The organism is Microcoleus sp. N9_A1 (assembly GCF_036701795.1).
In the GTDB taxonomy this organism is placed as follows: Bacteria; Cyanobacteriota; Cyanobacteriia; order Cyanobacteriales; family Microcoleaceae; genus Microcoleus.
The window spans coordinates 21,114-39,409 of record NZ_JAUBRI010000009.1 but is presented as its reverse complement, the minus strand read 5'-3'; the positions used below and the strand labels follow the sequence as shown (position 1 = coordinate 39,409).

Below are 18,296 nucleotides of genomic sequence, written 5' to 3'. Positions count from 1 at the left end.
TTATTTAAGTCTTAATGTTTATAGTCTCAAAAAGTACAAAGTAAAAACCTTTGCCGAAAATCAACCCTCAGATAGCATTAGCGTAGAATATCGCCGTCCTGATGTTGGCGGAACTTTCGAGTGTTGCCTTCGTGGGGGGGAAAGTCTTGAAAGTTCTCTTCCTTAAGGCGAAAACATGAGTCGTTCAACCTCAACCCCTACTCCCCTTTTAAAAGGGGATTTAGGGGGTTCTTTCTCTACTTACTCGCATAACCAGTGCTTACCAAAAACTCGCGCAATTTCGCAAAGAATTGAGTGCGATCGCGCCCTTGATAAACTTTGTCCAACAATTGCCAACCTTCCGCCTCCTGGCCCGCAACATACTTACTAGCCATGAAAGCGGCCAACACCCCTTTTACCTCTGCATCTTCGCTCGATCGCTTTCTAGATTCCAGCCATAGTTCAGCAGAATTCGTGTATACTTCCACGGGATACTGCTTAGTAACATCTTCCATTTTACCTTGGCGGTACTGCCAAATTTGCAGCGGCAACCGAGAATCCGCATAATTTGTAAAAGCCTCTGCAAATCGCCCGTCTAGACTCTTGAACTCCGGGATATCATTTTTGCCAAAATCGACAATTTCGTAACTCACATTGCCCCAAAAATGCTTGATGTGAGTGTATTTTTTGGCTGCTGAGTCGTAGCGGTAAATAAATGAATAATTGCAGCAGCGGACACCGCTATTGATTGAGACTAAATCTGCCAGCACTTCCGGTTCTTTGTCGCCGTCAAAATCGCGGATTCGCACCGATAACAAACGCCCTTCTGATACTTCTTCGTTGGCTTTTTTGTCTGGATTATCTACTAGGGAACGAGTGGGAATTAGCACTGGTTCTTCTAATAAAGTTTGACCGTTGCGGATAATTTTGATGCGGATATTTTTGGCATTTTCTCCTTCTTTTACGAAAGAAACTTCAGCCCGAATATTCCCAGATTCCGAGGTTTCTGTGGTTCTCGCCGGGCCGACATTCGTTGGGACTTGGGCGATGTATTGCGAGGGAACTAAGGCTGTTTGTCCGGGTTTGGCGATCGCCTGACACAAGAAAGTTGCTACTTCGGCGCGGGTAGCATTGCGCGTAGGTTCTAGCTGTTTGACGGCGGGATAATTGACCACAAGTTGTTTTTCTGCTGCGGCGGCGATCGCATTTCTTGCCAATTCTGGAATTTCCGGCGCATCTTCAAAAGTCGCATCCAAAATCTCAGCCGCTGGCCCTGTAGGCGTATATTTCAAGCCGCTGCTTAATGCTACCAAAACCTGCCAGCGGGGAATGTTAAGAGTCGGGTTAAAAATACTGCCGCTGTAACCGGATAGAAAACCCGTCTGATAAGCTTCTCGAATTGGTTTATAACCCCAGTAGTTTGTGGGAATATCTGCAAAGTCGATCGGATTGCGGACTGTTTTTGCATCTGGAAAAGCCCTACGCAGCATTGCCGCAAACTCAGCGCGGCTGACTGGGCGGTTCGGGCGAAAACTGCCGTCTTCGTAGTAGCCACTGATGATTTTTTTGTCTGCTAATTCTTCTATGCAACCTTGGGCCCAATGGTTTTTAACATCCTGAAATTTGGCCTCGGCTAATGCCGGGGCTACATTCAGGCCTGGAAATACTAAATTTCCGATGATTGTGCCCAAAGCTGCGACTAAAGCGATGACAGCTTGACGTTTGTGCGATCGAACCATAGAACAGCCTCCTCTACTTGCTTTGTTTGCGATCGAAATTTTCGTAATTTTTAGATCGTATCAGGTATGTTAGCCAGATTTAAGACCTACTTAGAATCTAAAGTCATCTCCATCAGCATTTTTGTTTTCATTGTTAATTCTTTTGGATTCCCTGCAACTTTAATAGTCATTTCAGAATTAGAATTGATAGAGACGACAGAACGAACAGGCATTAATTGATCCAGTCGCATTATCACTTCTCCCTGACCCTGAGACACAAAAGATTTTATGGCCATATTAGAGCCAGCAGGTAATTGGGGTAAAGTCATATTTTGGGGATTTGCTTGTTGTTCTACGCTAGTTTTGAGAGTAGCAACTCCATCTTGCAAGCCAATCAATTCATAGGTAGCAGTTTGATTCACATTCATGCCACTGACATTAGATGGAAAAGAGATGCGCCATTTAGCGCCTTTTCCAACTGCTTCTGCCGGCAGAGGCGAGGCAAGCTGTTGTAAAGATTTAGACATATTTTGAACCATTTGTTTGGTGTTGTTGTCCGCTTCTTCCGGCAAAGTAAAGCTACCTCCTTTACTCGCGCCCCGACTATCCATGATGAAAGAACCTTTCAATCCAACTAACTTTTTAACTGCCGATCGCATACTATCCAGGGCCGCAGTTGGCAAATTTGGAGTATCAGCAGCAATATCTGCGCTAGCGTATGAAAAATCGTAGTGAATATCTCCATTGGCATCAATTTTAGTGGCTTGTGTGTCTATAGTTAAGACCATAGTCGGAACTTTATTCACATTCGTACTTCTGTCGGCTGTAGACACTTCCATCTCCATTTTTACAACCATAGTAGTCGTTTGTTTAACACCTAAATTTGGTTTTAAACGCAACTGTTGTCGGGGTTCCACTCCCGGATTTACCAGTTCGACTTGAGGGCGTTTCGAGTCGATCGCAGGCACGGACAGGTCACTGGCTGGCTGCTGTACGACAAGTGGGGTTTTAGCACTGAGGGAAGCAGGAGAAAGCCCGATCGCCAATCCCGTACTTGCCAAACAAAGAGATGCTACAAACAGTGTTTTTTTGAGCATGATTTTAATTTGCCTTTATTGCTTGAATGTTTGCCTGTTGCCAAAGTCGATCGATTGTTACAAACTTGTAACCTTTATATAATAGCAGTGGAATTATTTTATCAGCAGAAGCCGCGACATCTTCACCACCGCAATAACCGTCGTGAAGTACAATAATTGAACCGTTTTCTGTTTGCTGCACCACGCGACTCATAACTTTCATCACCCCCGGCCGCACCCAATCTTCCGGGACAACACTCCACATTACCGGGCGATATTCCCACTGCTGCAATAATTCTAATGTTCGCGGTATAAAAATGCCATTCGGCGGCCGCACGTCGCGGATTAATTTGGGGTCTAAATCGCAAGCTTTGCTAATAGCTTTTTGCGTATCTTCTAAACTGTGTTTTAGTTCATGGGTTTTGAGTTTGGCAAACGATACGTGCTGGTAGCCGTGGAGACCTATCCAGTGTCCGCTATCGTACACTTCTTTGGCAATTTCTGGATGTCTGTCAACGCAAAATCCCAGCCAGAAAAAACTTGCTTTGATGTCGTATTTATCTAAAATTTTCAGTAGTTGAGGTGTGTGCTGCAGGTGCGGCCCGTCGTCAAATGTTAGGGCTATTTCTCGGCTGTTGATATCTCCCGTCCACAGACATCCGGGAAAAGTAGATTTGAGAATCGGGTGAACGACAGGAAACAAAGGTGCTAGTGGCATTGGTTAATGTTGCGAAAGTGCGATCGGGTAGAATTTATGTAACTGCGCCTTTCTTCTGGCGCTATTCAAGTTTAACAAAATTAAAATTGAATTTTGATCAGGCTTGGCGTTTATATATTGTTGTATTTATTTGGGTAAATCAGGTGATTAATTATGATTTACTCCAGATAAATATGGTGATTGGAGTTCGCTATTTAGTTGACTTACCAGGCTTTAAAATCCGAGGTTGTTCGATTTGGCGATCGAGCTGTGCATTTCGGGATTGGAACCAAAATAGCAATCCTACCAAAAATAAAGCTAATATGGTTCCTATTGCCCCCATTGTATATACTAATCGGCGAGTTTTTCTTGTATCCAGCTCTAAATTAGAAACCGACTGCTCTGTTTTGGTCAGACGTTCTTCTAGACCTTTACATTGATCCGCCGCACTTACTTGAATTTGATTGATTGACTTCATTTCAGACTCGACGCTGCCTAATCTAGCGTTAATTGCTGAATCATTAGCTCCTAAAATTTTCAGACGTTCTGCAAATTCTTTTTTAAGCTCTTGAATTTGTTGCTCCAGCTCGTTTAAACGGACAGAAAACCTATCGCAAAATTTCTCCCATCGGTCATCAGCAGCGCTCTCGAAGTTAGCAAAATGTTGAGCCAAGCTTTCCCGTGCTTGAGTTGTGCTTGTCTTTGTTGCATTTTCTAGTTCTAAAAAGCGCTGTTCAAAGCTTTTATGTGCTTGTAATACTCGCTCTATGGCACTCTTTGAATCAGATTGTAACGAAGCTGAAATTATTTTGGCTTTATTTATATGTTCTGTTAGTTGATGATACTCTTCTTCTAACTTCTGATACTTTTCTGCAAGCTTCTCAAAATCAAGCTGAACTTTAGCCAAATCATTCAAAACCTCAGAAGACTCTTGAAATTTACTACGATATTTGGCAACTTCTTTCTCCAGTAGCTCTAAATTATCCAAAAATTCTGCCATGATTTTACCTCACATAATAATTTAACTCATTCGCTCAAAGCCATTTTTGATAACCTCAATCGTTGGCTTGAAAGCAGCACAATCATCACTGACTTCATTGAACCTTCCAAGAAGCCACCTCACAATTAGTACACGGTAATGCGTGGAATCAGTACCGAACCTTTGAGCTGCTTCCTGAATCAAGAATTTTAATCCCTCCTCAGTATCCCAATATCCACCAACCTGAGTTAGCCATTCAAAAGCTTCTTTAGGCTGTAAAAGCACACCTTCTTCATAGAAAAGTAGAAGATTATCGGGAGATAACCCCTGTTTAATTCCTTCATTAAACCCGAATCTCAGATAATCAAAAGCCCGAGTTTCACGTTGGCGTTCCCGCGCTAGCGCACCTGCCAAAAAGAGTGCAGCTAGGTTTGTAGGGTCACGCTCTAGGCGGTTAGTAACAAGGGCAAACATTCCCGCTACTGCTCCACGCTCTATAGCGAACTGCAAAACTTCTTGTAAAGCAATTTGCTCAAATCCTTGTAATAGGGTAGAAAGCTGAGCTGGAATTTCATCGACTTGAGCATCCTGCTGAAGAACAGTAGCTTTTTCGTTATTAAATTGTAGATCGGGAATACAAACATCGCAAAAATTACATTTGTAGTTGCCAGTCTTTAAATGATCGATGGAATCAAAAATACTTCTGAGGACAACGCGACGACAGGTTCCCTCTTCGTGACTTCTAGCATAATCCAACTGATTTTGCAGCATTTGATAGCGCATCCGAGGGACTGTTTCATAAATCCTCCCTATTATAAGATATAATGCTTCAGCTAACGCCCGCTCGCGCCAGTTTTCAAGAGATTGACTGAAGAACGGAACCAAAATTTGATTGATTTGTGTTTTGGCGTAGTTTTCATTGACATCTTTCTGAACTAATAATTTTTTAAGAGTATCAGCTACCTCTGGCAGCGACCAAGAGCGGTCAAACTCTACTTGATATTCAATTTGATATAAAGAATGATACTTGATGGAAAATTCTTTAACGATTTCAAGCTGCTGTAGTCTAGAGAGTGCTAATTGTGTTTTCTTGTTTTGTTTGTCTCCCTTGACTGTAAGATTCTCTCCAGCGACCAGTTTTCTGTAAATATCCATAATACTTTTAACATCCTCTTCTAAACCAGGATAATGACCACGGATAAAACGGGCTTGATGCCCGTAATCACACAGATGATCTTTAAAGTATGGACACTTCCAAAAGTGAAAATTATGGTCGTTGGAAACACAGGGGGGCTGAAGATCGACTTCTCGATCGATGTACTCCTCTTTGCACTTTGGGTGAGGTGCATGATAGAGCATTGCTACATGAGCGTGCTGCTTATCGCGACCTGCGCGTCCGGCTTCTTGGTAGTACGCTTCAAGACTGCTGGACAGGCTGTGGTGAATGACGAAGCGTATGTTGCGCTTATCAATTCCCATGCCGTAACCTTTAGTAGCAACTAGCAATGGAAATTGATTATGTTGGAAATCATCTTGGCGCTGTTGAATGAGTTTATCCCAGTTTTTAAGTGGCTTTGTCTGGGACTCTTGAAAAACTTCTTGACACTCCAGACAGCGGCAATGCTTATTGCTAACATCTTTCATTACGGATGAACCACATTTTGGGCAGCAATCTGGAACACTACTAGCGTGAACTTCGATGATGCTATTGTCAGAAATTAACCGATTTCTGAGTTCGTAGGCAATGTGGTGTACTCCCTCACCAATGGTGCTACGTCCATGAGAGTTGGCATAAATTCCGAATATAAGTCCCGCATGGGAGTAAGGAGGACTTTCGTTCGTGGGTACTAATTCTTCTAAGGAAATGCTGAGTACCTGGGGAACAATTGTTTGAATTAGATCCGCCAGAAGAACTGGCTTATCTTGGGGTTCGCTTGCCGAATGTACAGATAAACTCAACTCAGGGCGATCGCTACTTGCTAGTTGCACTACACTATTTGAAGTTAGCCCCAACACACGCAAAATGTCTTTACGCACAGGTTCCGAGGCGGTTGCAGTCAGAGCAATAATCGGTACGGGTTGTCCGGAAGCTTTTTCTAAAGCTTGCTGCAAACGCTCAATTTGCAGATATGCCGGTCTAAAATCGTGTCCCCACTCAGACACGCAGTGAGCTTCATCAATAACTAAAGCACCCACTGGAGAGTTCTGCATCGTCGCTTTCAATTCGTCGTAGAATTCTTTGATCTGTAAGCGTTCAGGTGTAATGTATAGCAGTCGGTAGCGAAATTCTTGAAAACAAAGCCGAAGCTTTTCATTTTTTTTAGCCTGAGTCCGATCCAGAGAGCTAATAGATTCTACACAGGTAAGACCAGGGCGACTTAAGTTGTGTACTTGGTCGCGGATCAGAGCCCGTAGAGGGCTGATTACTAAGGTAGTGCGAGGAATTAACAAAGCATAGAGTTGATAGATCAAAGACTTACCAAATCCTGTTGGTAACAGCCCCAAACATGATTCATTGGATAAAGCTTTCTGTATCAGTTCTACTTGCTCTGGCTTAAGTTCTGGAACTAAAAAATAACGACGGGCAAAGTAGTCTAGTGTAGGTCGCCCAAAGGAAACTGGGCGTGCTTGCAGAGGTGGCACATTTCCCACATAATCCAGAAAAGGCAAAACAAACTTTTCTAATTTATCAAAAGTGTAATTCGTCTCATTTTCCTTGTAAGATAAAGACTCAGCTACTGACAGAAAATCCACGTCGCTTGGCAACTCTGTTGTTGCCACCAATTGCACAGTAGTTTGGCAATAATCTATATTACTTGCTGTTTCATCAAATGCAGCACCCCGATAATAACGCATTAGCTGGGTTACGCCAAACTCATCAACTGACCCTACTAAGTAGAGGTCAACTTCTGGTAACTCTACGGGTAATCCGTACAGTTCTGCTACCCGTTCTATTAAGGCTAATGAATCTAGCACTGCTAGAGCCAAGGCTGCAACTGTCGGTTGGTAATCAGCTATTTTGAGGCGAGATTTTCCGCCGTTTACAGCTTGCCATATTAATGTGAAAGCTACTTTCTGATATGTGGAATATCGCTCGGAAAGCTGGTGCAGTATTGGATGATTATACTCCTGTTTTATCAACTCACTAACCGTTTTTTTGGGGAAACCCCAACTATCTACCCACTCGTACTCACCTTCTGCGAACAGAAGAGACTCTTTGAATAATGTGACTTCAATGGTTCCTGGATTTGGCAGGTCAATAGTTTTAAGAACAGCCGTCCGTATTGGAATTGGTAAAGATCCCAATGGTTCTTGCTCTGTTCTCCCTAAAATTGTCAGCCCTGACAAGTGGTAGACAAGTTGCCATAACAATAGATTACTCATAGTTAGCACTAATCTTATGTAGTTAAGTGGGTGAGATACGATCGCTCTTAAAACAACCTCATCTGTTCATTGGGTACACCATTACCTAGATAAATTTGCTTAGACCCTTTGGGAATGCAAATCCACCCAACATCTTTGAGACGATGTTTTAGATTAGATTTTGTGACGCCAATATCTTGAGCCATTGCATCGAGGTGGAACTCCCTTGTTAAATCGCGCCCTATTCGTTTTTCTTCCAAGATATGGGTCGGCATCAGCAGACAACTAGCAAAATATTGCGCTTGCCATTCAATTGAATCAAACTGCTTGTTAGTGCTACTTTTAGAAATATGTTGCTCGGTAACTTTCCGGCACAAAAATGGCTGTTCTGCTGTTTCATCAGATAGAGATAACTCTAGCTGTTGTACAAAACCATCAGCCTCATTTTGATTCACATGAAGCATCCAGTGTCCAATTTCATGTGCCAGTGTCGATTGTTCCAGTCCTCGGTTTTGTTGGAGTTCCGGGATATCTTCATTAAATTCTATTATACGAGTTTGCGGATAAATCCTCGCGAATACTGGTCTGTTGTTGTGAGAAGGTAAGCTGTCCCAGACGACACTCAATTTTAAATAATTAGCTGCCTGGTCAGCTACAAAGGGCCATTTAGGAGAATTAGGCGTTCCCTGCATCTGCAAAAGAAGCTCATTAGCCTCACTCTCAATTGCATTTTTTGTCAAGTACCGATAGGGCTTAATTACACTCAAGTTGGCTTCTCCTGGCTTTCTGCTTGTGTTGCTTCCCGAATAAACTTTTGAGTGAGTTCAGGATTATCTCGCATTTGACGGAGCAAAACTGGCATCTGTTTTTGGTAGGTTTTGGCCAGTTCTTGAACAACTTTGGCATCTTCGGAGGTGATTCGACCAGCGAAATAGATTAGTTCCTCCGCATCCAACTCTAGGTGATGCGCTAACAACTTAATCACCTCCTCCTTTGGGGCATATTCAGCGCGATCGTTCTCTAGTTTGGAAAGATAGGTGTAATCTACCTTTACCAATGCAGCCAAATCGCGCTGACTGTATCCCTTATTCTGACGAGCTTCACGAATACGCTTACCAAAAGTCTGAGTCACGGTTTTTTCCTACTTACCTATCAATCATACTAGGGGTTGACGCTCCACGTCAACCTGCGCTACCATCTAAATAAGGTTGACGCTGTACATCAACTAAAATAAGGCACTATATATGGTGTATACAAGAAAGATTGCGGAGAACAAGGTACATCAAGTAGAGCTGTCAAGGCTAGGTACATCCCAGTGCGGCTCTCGAATCAACAGGGTTGCGGAAACGGGACAAGCTGTTCAGATGTCAGTCCATCGGTGCAGTCAGTTCATCGCCCAAAACCTAGAGCGAGTCTTTCCCGATTGGGTTCTGCCCGTGACTACTTGCCGAGTGGTTGTGGTGCTACAGCAATCCCGCTACCCTCTAACGGATACTGCACTCCACATTGAGAGGGAGAAGGATAGGTTGCGGGAAAGGTTTATCAACTTCGGCTCAGGCGTAGTACGCAATCTGCGCGATCGCGGTTTCCTAACAGATCTGATTGACCCCCGTACTGGTTATCCCCAACTCTCGCGTCCCGGAGAAATCGCCCACGACGATACCGCAGTTGTCAAAGCTTTGTTAGGTTTGCCGATCGTTCAAAATAGTTGCTCTGTTTTGGAGCATCCCAGTTGGGGCAGTGCCGTTTACCCCGGTATTTTGATGTCTTCGGCTTCTGAACAAGTTATCAAAAACGTGCTGAAAAAAGTAGCTATCCAACACAGTTGGAAAGAACCCAAAAAATTACAACTATCAGTTGAAGTTTAACAATGGCAACAAATTGGCTACCGTTTGCTAGTTATAACTTGTGGTTGCAATTTGCTCCAGCAATAGGTCAAGAACACTTGCATTGCGATATGAAGCGGGGTTTTGCCAAGGCGCGAAATAAAGAACCCCAAGTTAAAGCACTCTTGGAGCAAGACAGCATTCCTCAACAGATTGGCATTCTGGCACAAAGAGGAGTTTATGAATTTCATCAAAATACCGATTTATTGCACCAGTTAGGCGGCGTTCAGCAAATAGCAGAGATTCTGCAATTAAGCCAAAAATCCTTGGAAATTCAGGAACGAGTCATTTCTATCCTGAAAAATTACCGCGATAATCCCATTCTTGTCGGAAAAAACATTATCCAGTTAAGCCGAGGTGATGAGGGATATCCCGAACCAATTTTGATTCGAGAGGGGAATTATTTATTTAAATTTTATGCCGCCATTGACTGCATTTTTAGTCTCACAGATGACACACTGCACATCTTGGACTTTAAGACGGGTAAATCAAACTTCGATCTGCGACAGGGTTATATTTATCTGCTAGCAGCTAGCTATCTCTACCCGCAACGGCAAGCGATTGCCATTTTCTATAACTTAGAAAATGGCAAATGGTCGGAGCCAATATCTGCAACATCCGAGACACTAAAATGCTTCCAAATAGAACTAACGCTCATAGCTAAAAGGCATCAGAAAGATTTGAGCCGTTACCGCGCTCGAACTGCTGAGTTTAGCCAAATTTTTCCGCCAAATCCTGGTGTAATGTGTTCGTTCTGTTCGTTCAATTCAATTTGTAAATTTTCCCCTTGCGAGGTAGCTGCATGACTGTTGCTGTTCAAGTTCACACTCAACCTGCATCCCCAATATTTTTGAGCGAAATTTTCCCTTTGAGGATTTCTCAACTCAATTTAATTGGCTTTCGAGTAACTCCTGAAGTCGATCGCGAAATAGGCAACCGATTGAGTTGGCGTTTCAGTCAGAAGTTCCCTGATGTTGTTGCGATCTGGCAAGATAAATATTTCTGGGTTTTGGCTAAACCCGATCAACCAATGCCCAGCCAAGATGAATGGCGACTGAAACTGGCAGAAATTCTGGAGGAGTTGAAAAAAGATATTGGCGATCGCTACTACTCTATTCAATGGGTACGGGAACCGCAAGTCACAGCTTCCATCCTGGCTCAGTTAGCTGTTCGAGTCTTAAAGATCGCTCGTCCCTTCTCATCTAATAGCGTTATGTCTGAGAATCAGGTTCAGGTGAGGCGTGAGGTGGACTTTTGGGCAGAAACTATTGACTTGCAAGGAGTTCTACAGCCTGCTTTAACTTTAACGATTCACAGCCGTATCTTATTCAAGGGCGATTTAGCTCAGTTCTACGAGAATCATCCCTATCGGCAAGATCCTAAAAATATTTTGATTGGGTTAAAGGTTCGAGACATTGAACATAATAGTTTTGCTAGAATAACTGGAATTGTTGGAACGATTGAAGAACACCGAGATCAACTTCTCAAGGAAGCAACTGGCGCAATTAGCAAACAAGCACTTAAAGATGCACCAAATGAGCAACCAGTTGTTGCTGTTCAATTTGGCAAAGATGCCAAGCCTTTTCACTATGCTATGGCCGCACTGCGTCCTTGCATCACGCCAGAAACTGCTAAGCGATTCGAGGTTGACTACGGAGAATTACTCAAAGCAACTAAAGTTTCCTACAAAGACCGAAAAGACCTCTTAGTTTTGTACAAAAAAGAAGCAGGAGAGGCTCTCTATAATTATGGCTTTCAGCTAGAGCGCAGTATTAACAGCCGCGATTGTCCTAACTTATTCTGGGAACCAAAAGTCAAGGTCGAACAAACCCAACTAATGTTTGGGGAAAATTTTACTGGCATCCAAAGTCAAATTCTCACGGGTTTATCTAAAGGCGGTGTCTATCGCCGTCATGAAGATTACCTCGATCCATCAAGACCAATTCGTATTGCCGCTCTAAAACTTTGCAATTTTAAGGTCGGTTCCTTTCTAAGTGAATTTCAGAAACGGCTAAAACGGTATGGGTTTGAAAGTATTCTTCCTGAAGAGAACAAAAAGGAATTATCTGTAGATAGTTTAAGAGGGGCTGAAGCTAGAGCTAAAGTTGAAGAAGCTGTTGACGACCTAATGGTGAGGCAGCCTGATGTTGTGTTGACATTTCTACCCACAAGCGATCGCCACGCTGACGACAAAGAAGGGGGCAGTCTCTATTCTTGGGTTTACTCGCGGTTGCTCCGACGTGGAATTGCTAGCCAAGTGATTTATGAAGATACCTTGAGAAATGTCCAAGCTAATTATCTTCTCAATCAGGTAATTCCAGGAGTCTTAGCTAAATTAGGTAACTTACCTTTTATTCTCGCTGAGCCGTTAGAGATTGCGGATTATTTTATCGGTTTAGATATCTCCAGAGGTTCCAAAAAAAAGGGAGCCGGAACCATGAATGCTTGTGCGAGCGTGCGTCTATATGGCAAGCAAGGGGAGTTTATTCGCTATCGGCTCGAAGATGCTCTGATTGAAGGAGAAGAAATACCTCAACGCATTCTAGAGAGCTTTTTGCCAGCGGCTGACCTGAAAAATAAAACTGTTTTAATTTACAGAGACGGGCGTTTTTGTGGAGAAGAAGTCAAATATTTACGGGAACGAGCTAATGCAATTAGCTCCAAGTTTATTCTGGTGGAGTGTTACAAGTCTGGTATTCCTAGAATGTACAATTTAACAGAAAAATTGGTGCTGCCACCAAGAAAAGGTTTAGCGTTGCGTATATCTGATTTTGAGGCAATTTTAGTGACAACTGAAGTAAAGTCAGAAAGTATGGGTTTACCTCTGCCACTTCGTTTGAATGTTATTCCATATCCTGGACAGCAAGTGTCAATTGAAAGTGTGGTAGAAACAACCGTAAAACTTACTTTGCTGCATCATGGCTCGCTGAATGAGCCACGTTTGCCAATACCACTTTTTGGCTCTGATCGCATGGCTTATCGGCGGTTACAAGGCATTTATCCTGGGGCGCTGGATGGCGATCGCCAATTTTGGCTCTAGGAAGGCTAGAGAAATCATGCCGAAATCATTCTTGCACAACAACAGCGTTACTCAGTAGGCGATCAATGGCGAGGAATTTTGAATTTGATGGCTACCAAGTCAGCGGAAAAAATGATAAATCAATTGGAGTTTATGGGGGCTTATATCAGAGATGAATAAGTCTCTGTCAGAGTTGAGCGATCGCCAATTACAAAATTCCTTAACTCTTTTGATAGAGCCTCAAACTATCTCCGATCGCATTCACCTCTCTCTCAAGATCGATGCGATCGCCCTACAGTGTCCTCTTATACTAAATACCAGCACAACTAATCGACAAACCATCAAGGAGAAACAATGACAGAGGAATATCTAGCAGAACGCACAGTTTCAGCCGTATTTAAGGAAGAAGAACAATTAGACGGCGTAATTCGGCGGTTGCTCGATCGCGGAGTCTCCCGCGACCACATCTCAGTAATGGGAAAAAACTTTCAATCTAAAACTAAAATTGCCGGCTTTATTACTAAAAAAGATGTGATATTAGGAGGCTTGCGAAGCGGAGCGATTTTTGGTTCCTTATTCGGTTCTTTTTTGGGTTTGCTAACAGGCGTGGGCGTGCTGTTTATTCCCTTTGTCGGTGCAGTAGTATCGGCAGGCCCGCTGGGTGCTGTACTGTTGGGTGCAGCTAGCGGCGCGATCGCAGGTTCGGCCGGTGCGGGTCTAGTTTCCGCTTTAGTCGCTTTGGGAATGCCCGAAGACAAAGCAACTATCTATCAAACCCGCGTTGAAGCAGGCGAATTTCTCGTGATGGCAGAAGTCGCCGCCGATCGTTCGGGCGAATTTCAACTCTTGCTAGAAAGTGCCGGTGGTCAAGAAGTTTCAGTTAGCGAGATGACGCTGCCGCGCGCCGTCAAAGGTCGCTGCAACAGTCCGGCAGACTTATCTCCAGAAGTGCGATCGCACCTGTCGGAAGCAGCACAAAAAACCTTCATCGAATCCTACAACACCGCATTAGACGAAAGCAACGACTCGATACAAGCAGAACATACCGCTTGGAACGCTATTCATCAGGAGTACGAAGAAGATGAAACCGGCGTTTGGACTAAGCCTTTAGCGAAAGTCTAGTCTTGCAATCTCGCAGTAAACTAATAAAAAACACCATCAAGCCTCTAGAACTGCGGTTCTGGAGGCTTTGACGATTTGAGATTTGAGATTTGAGATTTTATAATTATGAAAAACTTATTTTTTAATCATTTGAGAATAGCTGAAAATCTCATGATTTTTTGAAATTAGTATTGCATTAGGTTGCGTTATCAACTACAATCTATAGGCTGACAATCTAAAATTGAGTTAAGCAAATGCAAAAATACGTTTGTACAGTTTGCGCTTACGTCTACGATCCAGCAGAAGGCGACCCCGACGGAGGCATAGCTGCCGGTACTGCCTTTGAAGATATCCCCGACGATTGGGTTTGTCCCACTTGCGGGGCGGCAAAATCCGATTTTGAACCAGAAGAATAAGCGAGAAAAAATTTGTCCGATCGAATGCTCAAAATTACAGTCATTGGTGGCGGTGCAGCGGGTTTTTTTAGTGCGATTACCTGCGCGAAAACCTACCCCCAGGCCCGCGTCACTTTACTAGAAGCTGGCCGGCAACTCCTGGCAAAAGTTCGCATCTCTGGCGGCGGGCGCTGCAATGTCACTCATGCTTGTTTTGACCCCGGTGTTTTAGTGCAGAATTACCCCAGAGGAGGGAAAGCTCTGCGCGGTGCTTTTACTCGATTTCAACCCCGCGATACTGTTGATTGGTTTGCCAGTCACGGTGTGAAGTTGAAAACAGAAGCAGACGGGCGAATGTTTCCAATCACAGATGATTCGGAGACAATTGTTAACTGTTTGATCCGCGCCGCTGAGGATGCCGGTGTAAAAATTCGCACGGGTGATGCAGTCGTTTCAGTAAAGAAGTTAATGGGGAACGGTGCAGAAGACGGCCGCGGGGACACTGCCTCTATGTTTGAAGTTGAGTTGAAATCGGGGGAGATATTTAAGTCCGATCGCATTTTGCTCGCTACAGGCAGCAATCCGTCGGGTTATAAGTGGGCAAAAGAGTTAGGTAATACTGTAGAACTGCCCGTTCCTTCTCTATTTACTTTTAATATTGCTGATAGCAGAATCAAAGATTTAGCCGGAGTTTCGGTTCCGAATGCTAAGGTGAAATTGGCGGGAGCAAAATTAGAACAAAGCGGGCCTTTGTTAATTACTCACTGGGGTGTCAGCGGGCCTGCTGTACTCAAACTTTCGGCTTGGGGTGCGAGATTTTTGCACGATCGCCATTATCGAACATCTGTGCTGATTAATTGGCTTCCCCAGTACAATGGGGAGGTTTTGCGGCAGCAACTGGTAGCGGTCAAATCGCAGTTGTCGCACCGCTTGATCGTCTCTAGCTGTCCGTTTCCGATGCCGCGCCGCCTCTGGGAGCGTTTGACAAGTTCGATCGGCATTGACGAACAAAAACGCTGGGCCGACTTATCCAACAAAACCCTCGATCGCCTCTTGCTAGAACTCATTCAAGGCGAATATCAGATTTCTGGAAAAGGCGCATTTAAGGAAGAATTCGTCACCTGCGGCGGTGTTAACCTCAAAGAAGTCGATTTTAAGACAATGGAAAGCCGCCGCTGTCCGGGACTTTTCTTTGCTGGCGAAATCTTGGATATCGACGGCGTAACTGGCGGTTTCAACTTCCAAAGTGCTTGGACTACGGCGTGGTTGGCTGGAATGGCGATCGGCAAATCAGCCGATTTTTGATCGATCGAGGTTTGGGAGTGGCGATCGGGCGATCGGCTTGCCTGTATTAAATTTTGTGTTATTTTTGAATTAAGGCGCACTCAATGTGCGTCAACTTCAGCCTGGAGACAAAATTCGCTGTTTTGCACAGTTATAGCAATCGCCACAGCGGTTAGGACATAAATAACCTCATGAATAGAGCCTCCTAACCCATAGCCTAAACGGTTTGATTTCCTGATTCTGCAACTGTCAACTGTCCACTGTCCACTGTCCACTGCTATAACATCGGGGAAGACAGATGAAAAACTTGAATCTACAAACCCTAAAGTTCGATCGCAACCTTGACAGCCATCTTGACTCACCTTTCATCGAAAAAAATGGCTTGTTGGAATTCAACCCCAAATTTATCAGTCCCGAATTTTTAACAGCCTGGACGTTTGAAACACACCTGTACGACGAACAAGTTGTGATCGACCACTTTGTCATCACATTTCCCAGCCGCACCGAACTCGAAAAATACGCCGCATCTTTTCGCCCCTTCGGCGCCAAAACAGTTGAAGGCCCCGACTTGTTCCCGATCAACTTTTGTTCGGAAAACATTAATGTTCCCTCCGACTTGTGGCTGCATTTAATGACCTTATTAATGCCAGCCGGCGGCTTAGTAGTATTGGATGCGCCCCACGCAGCCGGCGACCAAAAAAACCGCTTCCAGCAAGAAAGGGGATTGACAGCAGTTCACCACGTCGCGATTCGAGTCGAAAACGTGCAGAATGCTGCTACAATATGGCAAAATAAAAACTTTAAACCCCTGTCAGATCAACCTTTAGACTACGGATCATTAACCCAGTGGTTTCTGCAAAATCCCGCCGGACAAATCATCGAATTAATCGAACGTCGCCCCGGCAATAACGCCACTTTCGACTGCAAAAACATAACAGGTTTGCGCTTGAGTGAATACGAAACAATGACTACTGACTAATGACTAATGACTACTGACTAATTACCAATTACCAATTACCAAACAGCTTATGATAGCAGTAAAAGTTCCCAAAGTCACTTTTCAACCCCCAACATTCAACTCATTTGAAGAAGAACGCCGCCACCGCAAACAGCGTTTAGCCGCCGCACTTCGGTTATTTGGTCGCTTCGGATTTAGCGAAGGAATCGCCGGACACATCACAGTCCGCGATCCCGAACACCTCGACCATTTCTGGGTGAATTCTTTTGGAATGCACTTTAGTTTAATTCGAGTCAGCGACCTAATTTTAGTCAACCACAAAGGCGAAGTTGTTGAAGGAAATAAACCCGTAAACGAAGCAGCCTTTGCCATTCATTCCCAAGTGCACAGCGCCCGCCCCGACGTAATCGCAGCAGCCCACGCCCATTCTCCCTACGGCAAAAGTTGGTCGAGTTTGGGCCGCCTGCTTGACCCGCTGACGCAAGATGCTTGTTCTTTTTATGAAGACCAAGCTTTATTTGACGATTACACCGGAGTTGTTTTGGAAATCGAAGAAGCTAAACGCATCGCCAAAACTTTAGGTGAGAAAAAAGCCATTATTTTACAAAATCACGGGCTGTTAACAGTAGGTGAGACAGTAGATGAAGCGGCTTGGTGGTTTATTTCGATGGAACGTTCTTGTCAAGCGCAGTTAATGGCCCAAGCAGCGGGAAAACCGATTCTCATTAAGCCAGAATGTGCGCGTTTGACACAGCAACAAGTAGGCTCGCACCGCATGGGATGGTTTAGCTTTCAACCGCTTTATGACATGATTGTACACCGGGAACCTGATTTGTTAGATTAACACATAATATCCGTAGGAAAACGGCACTACCGTGTCTTTTTTGCCTGAGATAATTAGAAATTTACGCTGACACCGATTCAAGCCAAGCAATCAAATCCTCTTGACTGCTAAAATCCAACAAATTTTCACCTAAATCATCCAATTGTTCGGGAGATAGCTGCTGGATGCGAGTTTGAATTTCCGGCGAAATCTCACCAGTGCGCCGCCCTATTTGACGCAGAATTAATTCTATTTGGCCCTCAATTCTACCTTCTCGACGACCTTTAATCACAGCACCACGTTGGTCTTCAAAAAACATTTCCCGTTTTTCTAATGCTTGTAATTCCTCAAGATTTAAATTAGACCTATTAGCAATGTTAAAAGCTGTTTTAATTTCTGGTACAGACGCAAATTTCTCCGGTATTTCCTCCATATTAGGAGCATTTTTGATAAAATAAGCCCAACTTTGAATCAAACCTTCAACTTGTTCTAATTTTTTGTTGAATTTGGGCAGTTCCAGAAAAAATAACTCTATTTCTCTGTAATACTCGATATTTTCTTCGACTTCTTTAAAGACAAAATGAGTGAGAAATTTCTCTGTGTTGTCAAACAAAACAAAATCTGTAATTGTTAAAGCAATCAAAGGATTTAATTTTGAGTAGCCTTCTCTCGGTTTTAGCTGAGTCGCGTAGGTTTTGGCTGCATTGTATATGACGCGCTTAGTAAAAGCTTCTACATTAATGACCTGCATTTCGATAATTACAGTTTTGTTGCCTGTAATTTTGGCTTTGACATCCAGGTAAGTGTCTTTTAAACCGGTAATGGCTGGTGCGGCGTAGGGATCGATGATTTCTAAGTCTTGAATTGTCGGCTCTGCGTTGTAAAGCATGGCATTCAGGAAGCTAATCAAAACTTCTTTGTGCTGGGGCGAGGCAAAGATTTTTTTGAAGCCAAAATCTGTTTTGGGATTGATGAATATCATAATTGGTAACGGGTAAGGGGTAATTGATAAACGGTG

General features: G+C 43.7%; 17 protein-coding genes. 9 read left to right on the top strand and 8 right to left on the bottom strand.

What is annotated here, in order from left to right:
* Positions 1–236: 236 nt before the first annotated feature.
* From QUA58_RS06255 to QUA58_RS06225, 7 genes are all read right to left on the bottom strand, one after another.
* Positions 237–1,718, bottom strand: coding sequence for an S-layer homology domain-containing protein (locus tag QUA58_RS06255; protein ID WP_333393349.1), 1,482 nt, complete (start codon positions 1,716–1,718; stop codon positions 237–239).
* 86 nt (positions 1,719–1,804) lie between these two features.
* Positions 1,805–2,794, bottom strand: coding sequence for a DUF6263 family protein (locus QUA58_RS06250; RefSeq protein ID WP_333255549.1), 990 nt, complete (start codon positions 2,792–2,794; stop codon positions 1,805–1,807).
* A 4-nt stretch (positions 2,795–2,798) separates the two neighbouring features.
* Entirely contained in the window at positions 2,799–3,491 is a 693-nt protein-coding gene (locus QUA58_RS06245) for a polysaccharide deacetylase family protein (protein ID WP_333255547.1), read from the bottom strand.
* 190 nt (positions 3,492–3,681) lie between these two features.
* On the bottom strand, positions 3,682–4,470 hold the full coding sequence (locus tag QUA58_RS06240) for a hypothetical protein (RefSeq protein ID WP_333393348.1): 789 nt from the start codon (positions 4,468–4,470) through the stop codon (positions 3,682–3,684).
* Positions 4,471–4,491: 21 nt separating this feature from the next.
* Complete coding sequence (locus QUA58_RS06235) at positions 4,492–7,833, bottom strand: DEAD/DEAH box helicase (RefSeq protein WP_333393347.1); 3,342 nt, start codon at positions 7,831–7,833, stop codon at positions 4,492–4,494.
* Between the two features lie 47 nt (positions 7,834–7,880).
* Entirely contained in the window at positions 7,881–8,579 is a 699-nt protein-coding gene (locus QUA58_RS06230; RefSeq protein ID WP_106149691.1) for an ImmA/IrrE family metallo-endopeptidase, read from the bottom strand.
* Positions 8,576–8,944, bottom strand: a complete 369-nt coding sequence (locus tag QUA58_RS06225; protein ID WP_106149692.1) for a helix-turn-helix domain-containing protein — start codon at positions 8,942–8,944, stop codon at positions 8,576–8,578. Before QUA58_RS06225 ends, QUA58_RS06230 begins: the two co-directional genes overlap by 4 nt.
* Before the next feature lie 112 nt (positions 8,945–9,056).
* Here QUA58_RS06225 and QUA58_RS06220 point away from each other — a divergent pair, with 112 nt between their 5' ends.
* From QUA58_RS06220 to QUA58_RS06180, 9 genes are all read left to right on the top strand, one after another.
* On the top strand, positions 9,057–9,680 hold the full coding sequence (locus QUA58_RS06220; protein WP_106149693.1) for a methylmalonic aciduria and homocystinuria type D protein: 624 nt from the start codon (positions 9,057–9,059) through the stop codon (positions 9,678–9,680).
* A 2-nt stretch (positions 9,681–9,682) separates the two neighbouring features.
* Complete coding sequence (locus QUA58_RS06215; RefSeq protein ID WP_106149694.1) at positions 9,683–10,504, top strand: PD-(D/E)XK nuclease family protein; 822 nt, start codon at positions 9,683–9,685, stop codon at positions 10,502–10,504.
* Positions 10,501–12,738 (top strand): Piwi domain-containing protein, encoded by a 2,238-nt coding sequence (locus tag QUA58_RS06210; RefSeq protein ID WP_333393346.1) that lies wholly within the window; start codon positions 10,501–10,503, stop codon positions 12,736–12,738. The genes QUA58_RS06215 and QUA58_RS06210 overlap by 4 nt, the downstream gene beginning before the upstream one ends.
* A 151-nt stretch (positions 12,739–12,889) precedes the next feature.
* On the top strand, positions 12,890–13,075 hold the full coding sequence (locus QUA58_RS06205; RefSeq protein ID WP_333393345.1) for a hypothetical protein: 186 nt from the start codon (positions 12,890–12,892) through the stop codon (positions 13,073–13,075).
* Positions 13,072–13,839, top strand: coding sequence for a ChaB family protein (locus QUA58_RS06200; protein WP_333393344.1), 768 nt, complete (start codon positions 13,072–13,074; stop codon positions 13,837–13,839). Before QUA58_RS06205 ends, QUA58_RS06200 begins: the two co-directional genes overlap by 4 nt.
* 233 nt (positions 13,840–14,072) lie before the next feature.
* Positions 14,073–14,234: a rubredoxin gene (gene rd, locus QUA58_RS06195; protein WP_333379706.1), complete on the top strand. Its 162-nt coding sequence runs from the start codon at positions 14,073–14,075 to the stop codon at positions 14,232–14,234.
* A gap of 24 nt (positions 14,235–14,258) precedes the next feature.
* Complete coding sequence (locus tag QUA58_RS06190) at positions 14,259–15,518, top strand: NAD(P)/FAD-dependent oxidoreductase (protein WP_333393343.1); 1,260 nt, start codon at positions 14,259–14,261, stop codon at positions 15,516–15,518.
* 277 nt (positions 15,519–15,795) lie between these two features.
* On the top strand, positions 15,796–16,476 hold the full coding sequence (locus QUA58_RS06185) for a hypothetical protein (RefSeq protein WP_333393342.1): 681 nt from the start codon (positions 15,796–15,798) through the stop codon (positions 16,474–16,476).
* A 49-nt stretch (positions 16,477–16,525) separates the two neighbouring features.
* A complete protein-coding gene (locus tag QUA58_RS06180; protein WP_333252561.1) occupies positions 16,526–17,299 on the top strand; it encodes a class II aldolase/adducin family protein in 774 nt (257 codons plus the stop codon).
* Positions 17,300–17,360: 61 nt separating this feature from the next.
* Here QUA58_RS06180 and QUA58_RS06175 read toward each other — a convergent pair whose 3' ends face one another.
* The gene (locus tag QUA58_RS06175; protein ID WP_333252562.1) at positions 17,361–18,260 is read right to left on the bottom strand and encodes an Rpn family recombination-promoting nuclease/putative transposase; all 900 of its coding nucleotides are present in this window, start codon (positions 18,258–18,260) and stop codon (positions 17,361–17,363) included.
* Positions 18,261–18,296 lie beyond the last annotated feature (36 nt).